Source organism: Streptomyces sp. 8N706 (assembly GCF_052245415.1).
Taxonomy (GTDB): domain Bacteria; phylum Actinomycetota; class Actinomycetes; order Streptomycetales; family Streptomycetaceae; genus Streptomyces.
Window position 1 is genome coordinate 43,484 of sequence record NZ_JBQQBW010000040.1, and the last position, 16,066, is coordinate 59,549.

The window sequence follows — 16,066 nt, forward strand, 5'->3', positions numbered from 1 at the left end:
CCGCGGCCGGATGCCGGAGTGGAGCTTGAGGGGGGTCAGGCGTGGCGGGTCAGGATGGGCTGAGGGCTGCTGGTGGCGTGGGCGGCCCATGCGCTGTCGAAGCGGTCCTGTTCCTTGTCCTTGACGTGGGCAGGCGCGGTCACCAGCAGGTGCTCGGTGGCGGGGAAGTTCTCGCCTCGGGTGCGGAGCCAGGCGCGCACCGACCCGTAGCGTTCGTCGGTCTCTACCGGCACGCCGTGCTTCGTGGAGACCTTTCGCAGGTGGCGGCCCACCTGCTCACGGGTGCCGTAGTGCAGGCGCCGGACGGACCGCAGCGCGGGCGCTCGCTTGGCGGGGTCGGTCTTGGAGACGGGCAGGATCCGACGGACCTGGTAGAGCGCCCACGGGCAGTCCAGCTCACGCTCGAAGGCGCACAGCACGTCCTGCGAGGCAGGGTCGGCGGGGTCGAAATGCCCCAGCAGACTGCGCTTTCCGAACAGCCGCCCGTTGGGGTTGAGCGCCATGCTCGTGTACTCCAGCCGCAGCACCCGCCCGGCGATCTCCGGATACCTGCGCATCCGGTCCAGGTGGGCCGGCAGAGAGCCCATGGAGACCGGGTAGCAACAGAAGGTGCAGTAGGACTTCTTCCACCACACCCCGAACCGGTCGAACAGGTAGTTCTCGCAGTCCCTGACGCCCCAGCCCCATGCGATGAGCGGGAAGACCGCGGTGCGCAGCGGGTTCTTGCTCATCACCGCATCAGCCTTCGCCCGGCCTGGTTCATCGGCGTTGAACCCGATGATCTGCCGGAATGGGCGGCCGCCGGTCGCTGCCGGGATCCACCGGTCCCCGACCTCGGCCTTGGCGTGGAGGCTGCACAGCCTGGTTCCGGCCTGCTGAGGGACGGTGCCGTTGGATTCCATCTCCTCCCACAGCGTCCAGTTGCCGCTGCTGATGAGCTCCTTCGGGCTGCGGGAGTCATCCAGGACGTCGATCCCGGCTGCTTTGGCCTGGCCCGCTCTGGCCAGCTGGACCAGGCGCACGCCGTGCCGACGCAAGAGCGGCAGCATGAACTGCTCCGCGTCGGCGTGGGTGTCCGGCCACTCGTCACCGGTGGCCATGTGGATGACGGCGGTGCGCGCCAGGTCGATGCCGTGGGCGGCGGGGTTCTCCAGCACCCGGGCCAGGATGGCGCTGGAGTCTCTGCCCAGTCCCCAGTTGATGACCAGGTCGACCTCACCCAGCCGTGGGAGGCCGGGCAGCAGTTCTGCTTCGGATGTGCCGGTCATGGGGTTCCTCCTCTCGACCCGGGAGGGCCGGGCCCGGCATATGTGCCGGGCCCGGCAGCGACGTTGCGGGATCAGGCGCCGGCCTTTGCCATGGAGGTGATGAGGTCCCAGGCCGCGCGTTCGAAGGGCTTCCTGGCGTCGTCGATGGCCGTGCTGATGTCCGCTGGGCCGTTGTGGGCGAGCGGACGGTCGGCCCTGATGCTTTTCGCGCGGGCCCGCCAGCGCACGGTGAGTTTCTGGGCCTCTGCGACGTACTCGAGGAGGCTCGGCTCGTCGGCGCGGGAGTCGTACAGGACGGTGTCTTCGACGGTCACGCGCACCGGGACCAGTCGCTCGCCCCAGAGCTTGCGCCCGTCGTCGTCGAGGGCATCGAGGTGGACCGAGAGGCACAGGGTCCCGGTGTCGTCGATGTAGAAGAAGCAGGCGGCACCGGCGACGGTGATCACGGGAAGGCCGGGTGTGTCGTGGTCGCTGTAGTCGGCGGGTGTGAACTGGGCGCGGAGGTTGAGCTTCCGCAGACGGTCGGGGGTGAGCATGATGCGCTCCTGGGAGTGGAAAGGAAGGGCCGGGACAGGGGAGAAGCTCAGCGGGCGGCGCGGTGGTTGAGGTAGCGGGCGGCGGTGCCGGCTGCGTAGGTGGCGTGGGTGACTTCGGGGTTGGGCGAGGGTGCGACCACGCCGGGGGCGAATCGCTGGAAGGTGTCGCGCATCAGCCATCCGGCGTCGCCTGGCTTCGCGGGGCGGCGCAGCAGGTCGATCCGGTGGCCGTCGGGCAGATGAGCCGAGACGCGTGCGGCGTGTTCCTCGTCCGGTTCGATCACGACGCGGGCAGCGTGCCGCTGGCAGTGGAGCTGGAACCGCAGTTCCACGTAGGCCTGGAAGCTCTCGGCCAGGAACGGGGACTGGGGTGCGCGGGCCAGCTGGCTGATCTGCTCGGTCAGTTCCGTGGTGTCCCGGTCACGCCAGATGAGGTGACCGCTCGGATTCAGGCCGGGGATCATCCAGCGAAGGGTGGCGCCGGGGGATTCGGTGAGCCGCAGGATGCCGCCGGTGTCGAGGTCGACCAGGAGCTCGAGACCTTCAAGTCCGCTGTGTCCGCAGGAGGCGGACAGGCCCGTGGCGGTGAGGGCGGCCTCCAGATCGCGCAGGGTCCCGGGGTCGACCTCTTCCCAAATGAAGTCCCGGCGGTCGAAGGCGTAGTGGCCGTCCTCGCCGGGCTCGACGCTGTATGTGAACGTCCACGCTGCCCCGTCCTCGTCCCATTCCAGGACCTCGAAAAGATCACCGGCGGGGCGCACCCGCAGGGTCTGTGTGCCGAGATCGCCCGCGTCGGTGTAGGTGTCGGCCGCGATGCGGGCGGCGGTCTCCTGGGTGAACCGGGCACGGGGTACCGGGTCGGGGTCGGTGACATCTGGGAGGAGGGCGTCGTAGGGGCCCATCACGCCGGTGATGGCGACGCGGGCCGGACGGTATGCGGGCATGGCGGTGCTCCTCGCCGTACTGGGGTGGGTGAGGTCGGGCGCAGCGCGGGCAGGGCTGTTCGCCGCACGACGGATCTGCGAGCGGCGGGAGGGTCAGGTGATGCGGAAGGCGCCGGGGTCGCTGGTGGCGCGGGCAGCGATCCGGGCGAAGCCGCCCCACCCCTGTTCGCGTTCGCTGCGCCACCATTGCGGTGCGGGGCCGGATGCCGAGCCGCTGGCGGCCTCAGGTTCTTGCTGCTTGTCGGGGCGGACGCTCTCGGGCCCGCCGACTGGGGTCTGAATGCGCTGGGGGGCGGCGGCCTGGGGGCTGGGCAGGCTGGTCTCCGTGTAGACGATCCGGTCGCGGAGGCCAACCCCGATGTCGTCCACGCTGATGTACAGGACGTTGCCGTCGGCTCCGGTGATGCGTCCGAAGACCAGGACAGCTACGCCGTCGATGAGTGATTCGGCGACGTGCTCGGCGACCTTGCGCCACACGGTGCAGATGTAGCGCACGGGCGCCCCCTCCTCCCACGCGCGGGCATTTGCGTTCCAGACGCGGGGGACGGACTGCATACGGAAACGGGCAACTGCGGTTCCGGCGTCGGTGAAGCGGATCTCGGGATTGCCGACCATGACACCGGAGACGGGTACGACGGGTTCGCCTGGCACGGGGGCCTCCCTTCATAAACTACATAATAGTGGAAGATGGCGAGTTGGCAACCCCCCATCTGACCTGGCATTACGAAGCGGTCTGTCCCTCACGCAGGGACAGCGCTTCTCCCGGATACGGCGCATCCGGGAGATGGGGGAGAGCCCCAGCCGTGAACGGATCACCGTTCCCGGGCCCCGCGTTGAGAAGGCCCGTCCCGCCATATCGATGACCGGTCCTGCCTGACTCAACGGCTCGCGCGTTTCGACAGGACAGGCCGGGCGTACCCGGACGACCCGCAGATGACCGGCCGACCGGGGGCCGGCCCGGCGCACTGCCTTGCGGCCGGGCGTGGCTTCCCGGAGTCGTAGTGGCCGTCGGGTTCTGCCGGGACGGGATCTCACGGCCGTGTCAGGGCGGCGGGCGTAGCGGGATCCGTGGCCTTGAGAGGGCCGTCCGCGCGGCTCCGGTCGCGCGGACGGCACACGGCGCGCTGCTCTACAGCACCTTGCAGGCGGAGGCGGGGATGCCGGTCGCCTCGTACCGCTCCTCGTCACCGGGGATCCAGTGGCCCCGGAGCCGGAGTTCCTCTGTGGACTCCTTGGTCAGCAGGAGGGTCACGTTGATGCGGGTGCGCTTGTTCTCGATGCGCTTGACCTCGCCCTCCAGCCCCTCCCACTTCTTGGGCTTGATGCCGTGGATACGCACCTTCGCCCCCTCGGTGACGGCGGCGGCACGGATGGTGCGCAGAGTCTTCATCCGCTGGTTGCCTGCGTTGAACACCTTCTCCACTCCGTCCTCGTCGGCTTCGTTGAGGATGAAGGTGATGGCCTGCTCAAGGGTGGTTTCCGTCATGGTTGGTTCTCCTTGCCTGGTGATGGGACGCAGCCGGTCGGCCGGGCCTGGTGATGGGATGGATGCGGGCATGCCGGGGCGGTCCCCGGCAGGGGCTGGTCACCTGGGAGCCCTCTGTGCGGGGCGGCGCGTCAGGAGGGGGTGATGGTCAGGCCGTGGAAGGCGGCCCATTCCTCCAGCGCGAGGACGACGTCGCCGCCGGGGAGGTCGCCGCAGCGCTCTTGCACAGTGCGGATCCGGTCGAGCAGGTCTGCCAACGCGCGTTCGGCCGGGCTGGGAGCGGCATTTCCGGGCATGGTGTACCTCCGGTTCTGGCAGCTGGACGGCGGGAGGGCAGGCGCACCGGGCCGCACCTGTTCCAGCCGGGCAGGGGGGAGAAGACGGCCGCCCCGGTGGTGGGGCGGTCGCAAGGGGTGGGGAGTGCGGTCAGGCGGCTTCGCCCGGTGTCTTCTTGCTCGCCTCGCCGGTCGTCTCCTGGCCGTCCGTGGTCTGCTCTTCGTCGGGCTTGGGCCGGTGGGCAGCAAGGGCCTGCTCCTCGACTTCGGCGAGGGTGTAGCCCTGGGACTCAAGGAACAGCAGCCATCCGGCCTGCGCATCGGAGAGCAGAGCCCACGCCTTGGGCTCGCGCAGGTCGTACTCGAATGAGGCAGCCACGCTGGCGAACACCGCGTGCCACTCCTTGGCCTTGCTGGTCCTCTCCACCAGCTCATCGAACGGGCCGCCGGAGCGGTTGACCGCCTCGACGACGTCGGCGTTGGGATCCTTGATGCCCAGGAACCGGGCGACGTCCTCGGTCTGGTGCTTCGCGGCCCATGAGCTGTAGTGGTACGGGGTGTTGAGCAGGGTGAGCAGCGTCAGCTTCCGGGCCTGGTCGGGCAGGGTCTTGCCCTGGCACAGCTTCGCGATGAAGTCCTTGCGGACCTCGCGGGCTGCCTTCCAGGCCTTGTTGCAGGCGATCACCTTGCTCCGCTCGGCCGCCTGGGTCTCGGAAAGCGGGTTCTTCGGCTTCTTGGCCTCAGGGCGCAGCTTGTGGCCGTGGCGGGCCGGGTCCGAGCAGTACCAGACCGGCTTGTGCTCCTCGTCCAGCCGGGCGCTGTGGCCGGGGCACTGGGCGTGCTTCTCCTGGGTCAGCGGATTGCCCAGACCGGTGGTCAGCTGCTCCAGCGGCTTGGATTCATCCTTCTCCCCCCAGCTGTAGCGATCCCGCAGCAGCGGGATGCCCGCCTCGGCGAGCTCCTTGACCGCCTTCTCGCGGGCCTGGGTGTCAGCGAGGGTCTGCCGCAGCCGGGACATGGCGTGGTCCCAGTGACCACGGCCTCCCTTTCCCCCGGCCGTGTCGGCGGCCATGGCCTCTGCCAGCATCCGCTCCGCGCCCCGGACGTCCTGGACCTCGGACAGGTCGGCCATCTGTTCCAGGTCCATGCCCCCGGCCGTCGCCTTGCGCAGCTCGGCGTCGGAGAGCCGGGCGGCCTTGCGCGCCGAGGTCACCGCGCCTCGCTTGAGCCCCAGCGCGCGGGCGGCGTCCTTCTGCTCCCCCTCGCTCATGTCGACCAGCGACATCTCCAGTGCCGTGATCTTGTCCCGCTCGGTCATCTGCTCACGGTGGTCGTTCTCGACCAGCGAGAGCATCCGTGTCCAGCCGTCACGGCCGACCAGGTCCTCACGCACGAATACCGGGATCTTGCGCTTGTCCCGCCCGTCCTGCTCGGCGGTGTCGTTGGCGATCTGCTGGGCCTGGGCGCGCCTCCAGCCCTTGAAGGCGCCATAGGTGCCGTCGGGGCGGGGGCGAACGCTGATCGGCTCCTCGACGCCCAGCTCCTTCACGGAAGTGATGAGGTCGGCGTCCGGCGCGGTGTCGGTCTCGCGGGCGTTGTACTCGTCGCGGACGATGGCGGCCGGGTCGAGGTAGGTGACCTGTCGCTCCGCCTCCTGCTGACCGGCCGGTGTGGCGGATGCCGAGGCGGGCTTCTTCGGGGCCGGACGGGGTGCCGTCTTCGCGGTCACGGTGTACCTCCTGCTGCTGATTGCTTCGGCGGTTGTCCGGGGCGTCACCCCCGAACAACATCCATAATAGTGGAAATTACTAGAGAGGCAATCCCCCTCTGACGTGCGGAAATAACCTGCCGCAATGGTGCCCGTTCACCTCGACAGTGGCAGGTCAGGTGGGTCAGGGCGCGGCCGTGTGGTCCTGCTCGTACTCCTCGATCAGATCAGCGATCTCGACGGCCAGTTCGCAGGGGACGCGCAGCCGCAGGTGGGCGTACTCTCCGGCGTCCCAGGTCTGCACGTGTCCGTTAATGCCGCTGGGCAGGAAGAACGACCCGGCGGTCTCCCCATTCCGCATTCCGCACGGGTTGGGGGTCGTCCATGGGCAGACACGCGGTGATCTGCCGCATGGTGTGGAAGCGTCCGGCGGCGTTGACCGCGGGGAGGAAGCGTGCGCCGTTGGGGATCAGCCGTCGGCTGATCTCGCGGGCGATGACGTGGGGGTACCGGTGGTCGGGAAGTTCGATGCAGGGTTCGCGTCCGGCGGGGCCGTGCCACCGCTCACCGTGGGGGAGCGCGGTGCCCCGGATGGTCAGGTTTCCCTCACCGGCGGTGAGTTCCAGAGTCCAGCCGTCGGGGTGGGTCAGTTGTGCTCCGGGAGCAGCGCCGGGGGCGGCGGGGGTCGAGCTCCAGCCGTTGCCGAGACTGTCGGCCACGCACTGACTCAGGTGGGCGATGTAGGTGCGCCTGGGGGACCGGTCGGACATGGCAGGACTCCTGTGGGTGATGCGGGGCGGCGTGCGCCGTGGTCAGGGGCGGGGCCGGCGGGCGCGGGCTGCCGCCTGGGGCGGGGGCGGCTAGGTGTGCAGGTCCTGGAGCAGCGAGCGGAACGCGGCTTCGCTGACGCACCCCTGGTAGAGGAACACCAGTTGCCCGGCCAGCCCCTGGCCGTTGATGGCGCTGGCGAGCACGTCAGCGGCGCTGTGCAGCCTGGTGTGGGTGTCCTCCTGTGGCCGCTCGCTGTGCTCGTCGTGGTTGTCCAGGGCGGCGGCTTCCCGTACGGCTTCGCAAAGCCTGTCTGCGCTGACGCCGACTTCGGTTGCGATGGCCAGCAGCCGGGCGGGGGAGCCGGGCGGGGGCGCGGCCAGCTCCGCGCTCCGGGCGGGGTGTTGTTCCCGCTCCTCCTCGCGGGGGCGTTCGAAGCAGGTGCCGGTCGGGCCCGAACCGCGCGGGGCCCATCCGGCTTCGGTGAGGTCGTGGAGCAGCCATGCCGCAGCCGAGTGCCAATCCGAGGTCGGCCTGTCGCTCAGCCATGGGGAGCAGGTGCCTGGCGTCGTGTCATGGCCGTCGATGATGGGGGCGACGTACACCCGGTCCGTCCCCGAGCTTGTGGGACGCAGCCGGACCGTGCGGTCTTCCACCCAGCCGCGTTCGCTGAGGGCGGCGCGGACTGCGGACATGGTGGCCGTGCTCGTCTGTGTCTGGGCGGCCTCGTGGCGTGGTCGTCGGCGTGCCATGGCTGGGGCGCTCCTCGGTGATCCGGGAAGGGGGCGGGGCGGCGTGCGGGTGGGGGCGGGTGGTCCATCCCCACCCGCACGGCCGGTCAGTGGGTCTCCGGCTGCTGGGGGAGCTTTTCCGTCATCTCCTCGGCGGACCGGCGGCCTGAGATCTTGTCGTAGGGCAGGGTGTGGGTCATGTCGCCGAAGGTGCTGTTCTCGCGCGTGACCACGGCCTGGTGCACGTTGAGGATGGAGGGCACCGTGACCGTCTTCGGGTTCACCCTCAGCACCTGGTACCAGCGGTTGCCGTAGCGGACGTAGTCACCCTTGGTGAAGTCCGCGCGGGACCAGACCTTGAACCCGTTCCGCTCGGCCTCCGCGACGACCTCGCGCCAGTAGGCGAGCTGCTCGCGCACCTCCTCCAACCGGCGTTCCACTTCGGCGCGCTGCTCGGGGGCCACGACGTGCCAGCCTTTGGAGGTGTCGCCGTCCAGCACACGAAGCCACATCCGTTCGTCGGCTTCCAGCCTGGCGATACGGCGCAGTGTCGTGCCCGGGTTCTTCCGGAACCTCTCCCAGTTCGCGGCGGCTTCCTGGCGCCGTGACCAGTGCTCGGCCCGGTCCCCTTCGGCGATTGCCTTGCCTTGGGTCCGGTGGATGCGTTCGCGGTAGTTGCGGTCTCGCTGTTCGCTGTGGTGACCGACCAGGATCGGCTGGCCGAAGGGGATCCTTCCGGCCATGCTCCGGGCCTTCTCACTCAGCGCGTCGGCGTTCTGAGCCGCCCGGTCCGCGTACCCGTCGAACCGCTCGGCGCGGCCCTGGGCGCGTTCGGTCCGGTCGGCTTCCGCGTCGGCGAAGCTGCGCCGCTCGTCTTCGTTCACCTCGGTGGTGACGGTGAATCCGGCTGTGCGCAGCTGCTCGGCGAGTGCGTCGATGCTGCGTCGGCTGGCCTCCTTGTCACGGGAGTGGGGCAGGAACCAGCAGCCCAGATGCCGCGACCAGCGGAACGCGAGGGCCATGTGGGGGCCGTAGGCCCGCTGTTTGAGGATGGCCGCCGAGCCGTCGCCTCGGACAGTGCCATGCACGAGGGTGCCGTCGCTCCGGGTGTGCGTGATCTTGATGGTGGTCATCGGGTGGTCCTCCTGACGGGACGGCGAGTGTGGCGGGGCGCGCACTGGGGACAGGCGAAGACGGGGCGGTCCGGTCCGTTGAGCCGCCGGAGGATGGCCACTTCGACCGTTCCAGGGCGGCCGCAATCCAGGCAGCGGCGATCGACCGGGGCGGGGCCGCGCGGGGCGGGCGGCGTGATGAGTGCGGTACGGGAACGGCGTTGACGGCGGGACATGAGGGCGGTCTCTTCCTCAAGGGGGGGCGGAGGCTGGGGGCACCCGGCGTGGGCGCCCCCGGGCGCCGCGCTCGGTCAGCGGTCGGGGCGGACTGTCGGGTCGGCGGCGAGTACGCCGAGAACGGCGCGGACGGCGGCGTGTGTGGGGCCGGACGCCTGCTTCCAGCCCAGTGCCTGCACGGCACTGGTGATCGCGGTGGTGGGCGCGGTCTCGCGGTATCCGGCGCGGAACAGCAGCAGCGCGACGGCGGTTGCCTTCCGGGCCCGGTTGTAGGTCTCGGCCTCCTTGCCCGTGGCGTCGGGGAGCAGCGCCCGGGCGATCGGGGGCAGGGGCGGCGGCCGGAGGCTGGCGGTACCGATCCGGACCAGACGGTGGCGCAGCGCGGCGCGGAGAAGGCGGAGCAGCACGGGTTTCCTCTCCTGGTGGGCGGTGTGGCGGGGGCCCCTGCACCCGGCGTACGGGCGGGGTGCACGGGCTGGTGCTCCTAATCGCCGCACTCGACTTCCTCGGCGTGGCAGGAGCGGGCGTGATCGGTGAGGTACGCCCAGCCGAGGCCGAAGCTGCTTGCGGCCTCCCTGAGGTCCAGGAGCAGCGCCACGATCCGGCGCGGGGCGTCTGTACCGAACGCATCGGGACTCTGGTCCTCCACCGCCTCCAGAAGCTCATCCGGTGTGACGTCGTCCTCGGCGGCGAGATGGAACAGGTCGGTGATGAAGTCGCGGAAAACCGCGTCCGCTGCATCCTGGTCGTTCACCGCCGCCGTCTCGTCGCTGCGGGTCGCTGCGGCATAAACGCGTGCTGCTTCCACGCCCCTGCGGGCCCGCTCATCAGCGGTTGCGCCGGGCTCGTCGCCGGGCCGGTGCGCCTCAAGTCCCTTGAGGGCCCACAGGGCGCGGGTGCTGTTCGAGGGCATGGCAACTCCTCGGGTGATTGACGGGGGAGGGCTGCGGGGCGCGGCCCCTTCGCATGCATCCATAATAGTGGAACTTGCTTGAGTGGCAATCCCTCTCTGACCAGGGCGTTTACCTTGGGCTCTGCGCCTGTGGCACCTGCTGGGTGAGCAGTACGGACAGACCGCGCAACGCGTGTTCCGCCTCGTCCGGCCCGGCATTGACCTCCAGGCGCACAGACGTGCCATCTGGGCCCACTTCAGCGCTGATTCGCCCGGCATTCCAGGGCGCGCCAGAAGGGGCGAGAGTGCAAGAGAGAGTTGTCTGCCTGGGGCACGGGTGGTCGTGCAGGATCTGCGCGCCGGGGATGAGACCAGCCAGACGCTCCGCCACAGCGGTACAGGCCTGCCGTTCCGCAGTCCTGCGGGCCTGGATGGCGCGGGCGTGGTCCAGGGCTTCTGTGTGCGCCGGGTAGAGCCTGCGGCGGATGTGCCCGGCGACGTGTCCGGGCGAGAGGGCGCTCACGCCGATGCTCGGGGCGGAGGCGGGGGCGTCTTCCGGCAGTCGCGCATAGATCGTCAGTTGGTCGCTGCGGCTGTAGTCCCGGACGACCTCCAGGGCGCGGCCTTCATCGTCGACGATGCGTGCCGCAGGGGCACCGTGACCGGGTAGGGCCTCCGTGCGCCCGTTGCGGCCGAGCTGGCTTGCGATCTGTCGGGCGTAGCGATCCATGTCGGTCTGGTCAGTGATGGGCTTCGGGATCTGCATTGTGGGTGCTCCTTTGGCGTTGGCGGGAGCATGGCTGCGCCGGTCGCGCACGATTTGGGAGGAAAAGGGGGTAGTTGCGCTGCCGCTGGCTCAGCGTCTGGCCGGTCAGGTCTGGGTGCCGGCGGGTGGCCGCTCCGGGTTCGGGAGTGGCCACCCGGTGGAGGGCGTGCTTTACGACGCGCGGCGGGTGCGCTGGGCGGGGGCGTCCGCGGCCGCGGCGGCGGGGCGGCGGCCGCGGTGTCGCAGTCCTTCGCGCTCGGTGAGGTAGTGGCTGAGCCTGCGGCGGTAATGCTGGGCGGACTCGTCCATGATCTGGGCCCAGTCGGGGAGGTAGTTGGCGCGGTGCGCCAGTCCTTCCCGGTGATCGCTCAGCGCGTGAGCACGTGACAGCGTGGGTCGCTCGATGAACAGTCGGGCCAGGGCCCACCACAGCCGGGCGCACTGGCGTGCGGCTGCCCGGTGGCCTTCGGCTTCGCGTTCGCTGCGTGCTGCGTCCTGCTCGGCATCGGTGATCATCGGCGCAAGCCAGGCGCGGAGTTGGGGAGTCTCCTGCCAGCGGACCAGACGCAGGAGCTCGGGGAGGTCGGGGCGGGCCTCGTAGTGCTGGCCGCAGACTCGCATGACCATCCGCAGGGTCTCGCTCGCTTGCGGGGGCGCGTCCCGTTCCTGCATGTCCTGAATCCCCGTGGGACTCCATGACCAGCCCTGCGGGTCGTCGGCAGGGTAGTCCATTAGCCGGACGGTGCTGCCGTAGTAGGCGCGGCCTCGGATGGTCGGCAGGGGCGCGGTCGGCATGTGGTGCAAGGCGTCGGCGGCGCCGAGCGTGACGCGTACGGCGGTGAACTCGTGCCAGTGGTTGGGGTGGTGGCTGGCCTGTACGTGCACGGTGCCGCGAATGGCGCCGGTGAGGTGGTAGAGCACTGCGCCGGTGCTATCGGGTGCGGTGGGATCGGCGTGCGCGGTGCCGGACGGGGTGGGGAGAGAGAACAAGGCAAAGCCTCCTGCACATGGGCGGCGGCGGGGCGGTGGTCGGGGTGGCCGGGCGCTGGCGACCGGCCACCCCCTGGGGGCTAGGCGCTGGGGTGAGCGCCGTCGGGCTCGGGCAGGGGGAATCCATCGGCGTAGATGAGGCCGGGTTCCTGGTCCATCGGGTCGCCGGTCACCGGATCCCGCTCGTAGCAGGTGGCAATCTCATCGGCGCTCAGCGGCTGGAGCCATCCGGCGGTCACGGCCCAGCCCCGGACAATCGGGCGCGGCCCGGTGACATCGCGAAGGATGACGCCTCCGCGTTCCACTACTGATCCCTCAATGCCGAACGTGAGGGCAGTCGTGAAGAGTTCGCCTTTCTCCGGCGGCGCCATGACGACCAGGACGGGGCCGTGCCGATGAATCTGGACGGTGAGGTTCACGGTGACGTCCCGTCCGTTGACGTCATGGCCTGCGTAATACAGGCAATGAGAGCCGGGTCCTGCTGCGGACAGAAGCTTTGCGATGGCGTCGTATGCACGGCGGTTCGCGGTGGCGATAGCTGCATCACTGGGGCGGGGGAGTTTGGCGTATTCCGGCATGTGAGCTTCCTCCTGGAGGCGAGAGGCAGTCACTAGTGAGGAAGGGAAGGAGAGGCGACAACCGACCAGCAATTTCCATAATAGTGGAACTGTGGGAGGTGGCAATCCCCTCTTGAACAGGCACTGCGGCTGAACGAACGCAGGGTCGGGAATCACTCGTGCCGGGGCGCGGAATGGCGGCTCAGTACTGGCGACTGAACCCAGAGCCGCAGTGCCCGGACACTGCCCGGCCGCGCAACACGTGCGGCAGCGGCCCTGGCCCCGACGCGCCGAGGCCAGGCCGCTGCCGCACGGCCGGCCGCCACGGTCCCTGTGGGAGCCGGCCGCCGGGCGTCGGCCAACAGACCGGGGGCGCTACGCCCTGAGGAATCGGGCGCAACAACCCCCGGTCTCCAAGGGGTCAGGCCGCGCGGGCGGCAGCCGCGAGCGCGGGCAGGGCGAGCGCTTCGAGCTCCTGGGCGGCGTCGGCGTCACCAAGGGTCTGGGCCGTGGACGTCACGGCCTGCATGACACCCCCGGCCGTGGTCTGGCCACCTTTGATGAAGTGGGAGAGGATCGAGTCCTTGACCGGGCCCGTGATGCTGAGCTGCTTGGCCACTACCTCGACGGTCTTCGCCGGGTCGGTGATCTCACGTCCGGCGTCCCGCTCAATCTCCCTCAGCTTGGCCTCCACGTAGTCGTGCGACAGGAACTGGCGCACAGCGTCCGTGGTCTTAGCGGTAACAAGCTCCAACGCCTTCCGCTGCGTAGCGCCCGACCACTGGATGACGCCCTCGTCCTGCTTGCCGCCCAGGTGCACAGCGCGCATGACGTCCTGCGTCATGGTGAGGCCGTTCTTACAGACCTGAACCACGGCGCGCGGGGTGACCGTGAATGCGCCCGAACCGACCTCGCTGTTGCTGATCACGAAACCGGCAGAAACCATCGGCAACTCGTCGCCGGTCTGCCCGGTGAACGGGGACCGGTAGCCCTTGAGCAGCTCGCGCGCCTGCACAGCCACACTCTCGGACTGGACACGCACGATCATCCGCCGGTCCGTGAGATCGCAGCCCGTGACCTCAACTGAGTGCCCGGACGCACGGATACCGTCCAGCGCGGCCAGCAACAGATCGAAGTTGTCAATCAGCCGGTAGCTGTCGGACAGGATCGCGCGGGCCACACCCTCCCCAGGATTCCCGTCCTGGCCGGTCTCCCCTCGGAACGTCCGGACCAGGAACTTCCGTGACGGGTCCTTCTCCATCCATCCGCCGATGTTCAGGTCGAACAGCGGCAGATTCTCCGCACGCATCCGACGCAGGTAACCGACCGGAATGCCCAGCTTGGCGGCAAACCCCTCGTCGGCAACATCGGTCGGCCGGTAGACACCATCCGGGATGATCACCGCGTCATTGGTGAGGATCGGCTCGACACCCTCAACCACCAGGTTCCCATCCTGGACGGTCAGGGCCGAGGCGAGGGCGATCATGTCCACCTTGCGGCCCTGCTGCTCCTCCAGGATTCGGGCCAAGTCGGGAAGACCGGCGTTGCGGGTGGCGGTGCTGGGGGTGCGGTCGGTGTTGCCTTCGATGGCCTGCTGAGTCATGTTCTGCCCTTCGTTGATGTTTCGGCGGTTGCTCGGGGCGTCACCCCCGAACAACATCCATAATAGTGGAAACTGCGTGAGGGGCACTCCCCCTCCGACCAGGGGCGCAGCCCAACGAACCGCGCCCCTCACCCCTAGACCTGCGCCGGACGCATCTCCCAGAAGCTGGCAAGCGGGGTCATGCTGGCGCTGTGAACACCTGACAGCACGCGCCGGAAGCGGCCTCCGGACCACTCACTGAGCGCGTACCTCGTCGTCACGTATCCCCGGGCGTCCGCTGTCTCTTCAACGGCCGTCACGTAGTACCGGCCGTGCAAATGAAACTGCGACCCGTAGTAGTCCACTTCCTGGCCAATCCGCACCCCAGCCCGCTCGATGGTGCCGGACACAGCATGGAGAGCCCCAGCGATGTCCTGAGACGGGATCGGCACATCGGCCAATGCGGGTGCGCCATGACCCATACGGGCACACGCAGCCCAACCCAGCTCGAAGACTCCGCGCGCGAGCGCGCTTGTTCCCGGCCGCAGCCCCGAACCCAGAACGGCGGAACTCCGCATCCTGCGCCATGCGTCGCGTGCCTGCTTCAGCTCGTCGGCGGTGATGGGCTCGGCCTTCGGCGATGCGGCGACGGTCCTAGCACCCGGCATCGTCTGATCGGTCATGACATCTTCTCCATCTCTGCTGGTTCGAAGGGGAGAGGGCTGCCCGGTTCGCCACCGGGCAGCCCCGACTAATCAGGAGAGGAATCCGCGCGAGTGAAGAAGCTGAGCCGTCAGGAATGCCAACCCCTGGGCCTTGTAGACGGGAGCGAATCGGCCGATTTCCTTTTCGGTGCAGCCGTTCTGGTCCGGCTCGATGAACTCGTGGATTACGCGGTAGGAATTTCCGTCCTCGGTCGGCATTTGCAGAACGACCGGACCCACGCGCGTCTCAAACCGAATTCCGGTGTATCCGTCGTCGGTGTTGTGCACAATTTTCGCCCCTGCCCGCTCGCACGCGAGAGGAAGGAAGTTAGCGATGGTTCGGGCCTCGATCGCCTTCGGCGTCATCGGAGCAGTGACCCCACCCCGGACACGTCGAACGATTCCCTCAGTGATCGCGATCTCCATGCTGATGCCTTTCGTTGATGCTTCGGCGGTTGTCCGGGGCGTCACCCCGAACAACATCCATAATAGTGGAAGATGGCGGGCAGTCAAGAGGGCCACCAAGGGGCACGCAATCCGGAACACCACCTGGGACAACACGCGATAAGCCATGCGTTACACCGGCCTGAGGGAGACTCATGTGTCCTCGCTGGTCAGCGCATGGTTTTTGCGCTGCGGCGGTGAGACTTCCCCTCCTGCGCTACTGCCTTCCCTGTTCTGGGTTAGTGGGGGTGGGTGTGGGTGGGCGGTAGCGCTGTCGGGGGTATGGGGTGGCTGCGCTGGCTTGGGTGTCGTGCGTCGGCCGGTGAGCCGACGCGCCGGTGGACCGGCCCTGCGCGGGCTTGGGGAGCGCGGGTCGACGGGCGTTGGCGGACAGCTGCCACCCTGTCCGCTTCCTCCGGCCCGAGGCGTCTGCTCGCTCCTGGCATGGGTCAACTTCCCGGGTTTCCAACGGGCGTGAATTGCGGTAGCTTTCGCGGGTTGCCGTAAGCCGATTTAAGAACGTCGCTCCCTGTCGCATATCCTCACGAGTGTTTTTTCCCTTTCGAGGAATGTGGCGCGCATTCGGGTAGGGCTTCCCCGGGTGCGCTTCGTATCCGGATAGGTGGCGCTGACCGATCCCAGACTCTACACAGTGCATCAGCGTGATGCACTCCTCTTACACATGTTGGTTCGTGCGGGTGATGCTTCAACAGTTCAGGCGCCATGAGGTTGGTTGGGATGCTTGCTGGCGGGTTGTTGTTGGGGTTGAACCGTAGGGTCACGCGTGTGAGGAAGGGGTGTCGGGCGCAGCGCAGCGGAGCCCGTTTTGATGGCCCGCACCCTGTCGGGCCGAGGGTTCACCAACTTCCGCACCGGGGTGGTGGCTGGGATTTCCAGACGTTACACAGGCTCACACGTGATGCACTGCCCCTCGTAGCCAGCCCCGGGATTCCCGCTTGCGGGAATCCTTCAATTCCGCGCTTGCGCGGAATTGACTGCTTTTCAGGATTCCGCTTGCGGAATCCATATTCCCGCGCTTGCGCGGGAATTGACGAAGCGTTAGCGG

18 protein-coding genes are annotated in these 16,066 nt (G+C 68.8%); all 18 read right to left on the reverse strand.

Annotated elements, in window-relative coordinates; all coding sequences use genetic code 11:
• Positions 1-35: 35 nt before the first annotated feature.
• Positions 36-1,268 (reverse strand): hypothetical protein, encoded by a 1,233-nt coding sequence (locus ACTWQE_RS17385; RefSeq protein ID WP_443329863.1) that lies wholly within the window; start codon positions 1,266-1,268, stop codon positions 36-38.
• Between the two features lie 71 nt (positions 1,269-1,339).
• A complete protein-coding gene (locus tag ACTWQE_RS17390) occupies positions 1,340-1,804 on the reverse strand; it encodes a hypothetical protein (RefSeq protein ID WP_443329864.1) in 465 nt (154 codons plus the stop codon).
• Between the two features lie 47 nt (positions 1,805-1,851).
• The gene (locus ACTWQE_RS17395; RefSeq protein WP_443329865.1) at positions 1,852-2,748 is read right to left on the reverse strand and encodes a hypothetical protein; all 897 of its coding nucleotides are present in this window, start codon (positions 2,746-2,748) and stop codon (positions 1,852-1,854) included.
• Positions 2,749-2,841: 93 nt separating this feature from the next.
• A complete protein-coding gene (locus tag ACTWQE_RS17400) occupies positions 2,842-3,399 on the reverse strand; it encodes a single-stranded DNA-binding protein (protein ID WP_443329866.1) in 558 nt (185 codons plus the stop codon).
• Between the two features lie 478 nt (positions 3,400-3,877).
• Positions 3,878-4,234, reverse strand: a complete 357-nt coding sequence (locus ACTWQE_RS17405; RefSeq protein WP_443329867.1) for a hypothetical protein — start codon at positions 4,232-4,234, stop codon at positions 3,878-3,880.
• A gap of 131 nt (positions 4,235-4,365) precedes the next feature.
• Complete coding sequence (locus tag ACTWQE_RS17410; RefSeq protein ID WP_443329868.1) at positions 4,366-4,530, reverse strand: hypothetical protein; 165 nt, start codon at positions 4,528-4,530, stop codon at positions 4,366-4,368.
• A gap of 130 nt (positions 4,531-4,660) precedes the next feature.
• Positions 4,661-6,238, reverse strand: coding sequence for a ParB/RepB/Spo0J family partition protein (locus tag ACTWQE_RS17415; protein WP_443329869.1), 1,578 nt, complete (start codon positions 6,236-6,238; stop codon positions 4,661-4,663).
• Between the two features lie 290 nt (positions 6,239-6,528).
• The gene (locus ACTWQE_RS17420) at positions 6,529-6,987 is read right to left on the reverse strand and encodes a hypothetical protein (RefSeq protein WP_443329870.1); all 459 of its coding nucleotides are present in this window, start codon (positions 6,985-6,987) and stop codon (positions 6,529-6,531) included.
• Between the two features lie 90 nt (positions 6,988-7,077).
• Positions 7,078-7,737, reverse strand: coding sequence for a hypothetical protein (locus ACTWQE_RS17425; protein WP_443329871.1), 660 nt, complete (start codon positions 7,735-7,737; stop codon positions 7,078-7,080).
• Between the two features lie 86 nt (positions 7,738-7,823).
• Complete coding sequence (locus tag ACTWQE_RS17430) at positions 7,824-8,849, reverse strand: DUF3560 domain-containing protein (protein WP_443329872.1); 1,026 nt, start codon at positions 8,847-8,849, stop codon at positions 7,824-7,826.
• A 290-nt stretch (positions 8,850-9,139) separates the two neighbouring features.
• Positions 9,140-9,472: a hypothetical protein gene (locus tag ACTWQE_RS17435; RefSeq protein ID WP_443329873.1), complete on the reverse strand. Its 333-nt coding sequence runs from the start codon at positions 9,470-9,472 to the stop codon at positions 9,140-9,142.
• A 77-nt stretch (positions 9,473-9,549) separates the two neighbouring features.
• Positions 9,550-9,978 (reverse strand): hypothetical protein, encoded by a 429-nt coding sequence (locus ACTWQE_RS17440; protein ID WP_443329874.1) that lies wholly within the window; start codon positions 9,976-9,978, stop codon positions 9,550-9,552.
• A 109-nt stretch (positions 9,979-10,087) separates the two neighbouring features.
• The gene (locus tag ACTWQE_RS17445) at positions 10,088-10,723 is read right to left on the reverse strand and encodes a hypothetical protein (RefSeq protein WP_443329875.1); all 636 of its coding nucleotides are present in this window, start codon (positions 10,721-10,723) and stop codon (positions 10,088-10,090) included.
• A 171-nt stretch (positions 10,724-10,894) separates the two neighbouring features.
• A complete protein-coding gene (locus ACTWQE_RS17450; RefSeq protein ID WP_443329876.1) occupies positions 10,895-11,713 on the reverse strand; it encodes a hypothetical protein in 819 nt (272 codons plus the stop codon).
• 80 nt (positions 11,714-11,793) lie between these two features.
• On the reverse strand, positions 11,794-12,291 hold the full coding sequence (locus tag ACTWQE_RS17455) for a hypothetical protein (protein ID WP_443329877.1): 498 nt from the start codon (positions 12,289-12,291) through the stop codon (positions 11,794-11,796).
• Between the two features lie 400 nt (positions 12,292-12,691).
• Positions 12,692-13,960, reverse strand: coding sequence for a DUF932 domain-containing protein (locus tag ACTWQE_RS17460; protein ID WP_443329878.1), 1,269 nt, complete (start codon positions 13,958-13,960; stop codon positions 12,692-12,694).
• A gap of 47 nt (positions 13,961-14,007) precedes the next feature.
• Positions 14,008-14,535, reverse strand: coding sequence for a hypothetical protein (locus ACTWQE_RS17465; protein ID WP_443329879.1), 528 nt, complete (start codon positions 14,533-14,535; stop codon positions 14,008-14,010).
• Between the two features lie 72 nt (positions 14,536-14,607).
• Complete coding sequence (locus tag ACTWQE_RS17470) at positions 14,608-15,129, reverse strand: hypothetical protein (protein WP_443329880.1); 522 nt, start codon at positions 15,127-15,129, stop codon at positions 14,608-14,610.
• Positions 15,130-16,066: the final 937 nt, after the last annotated feature.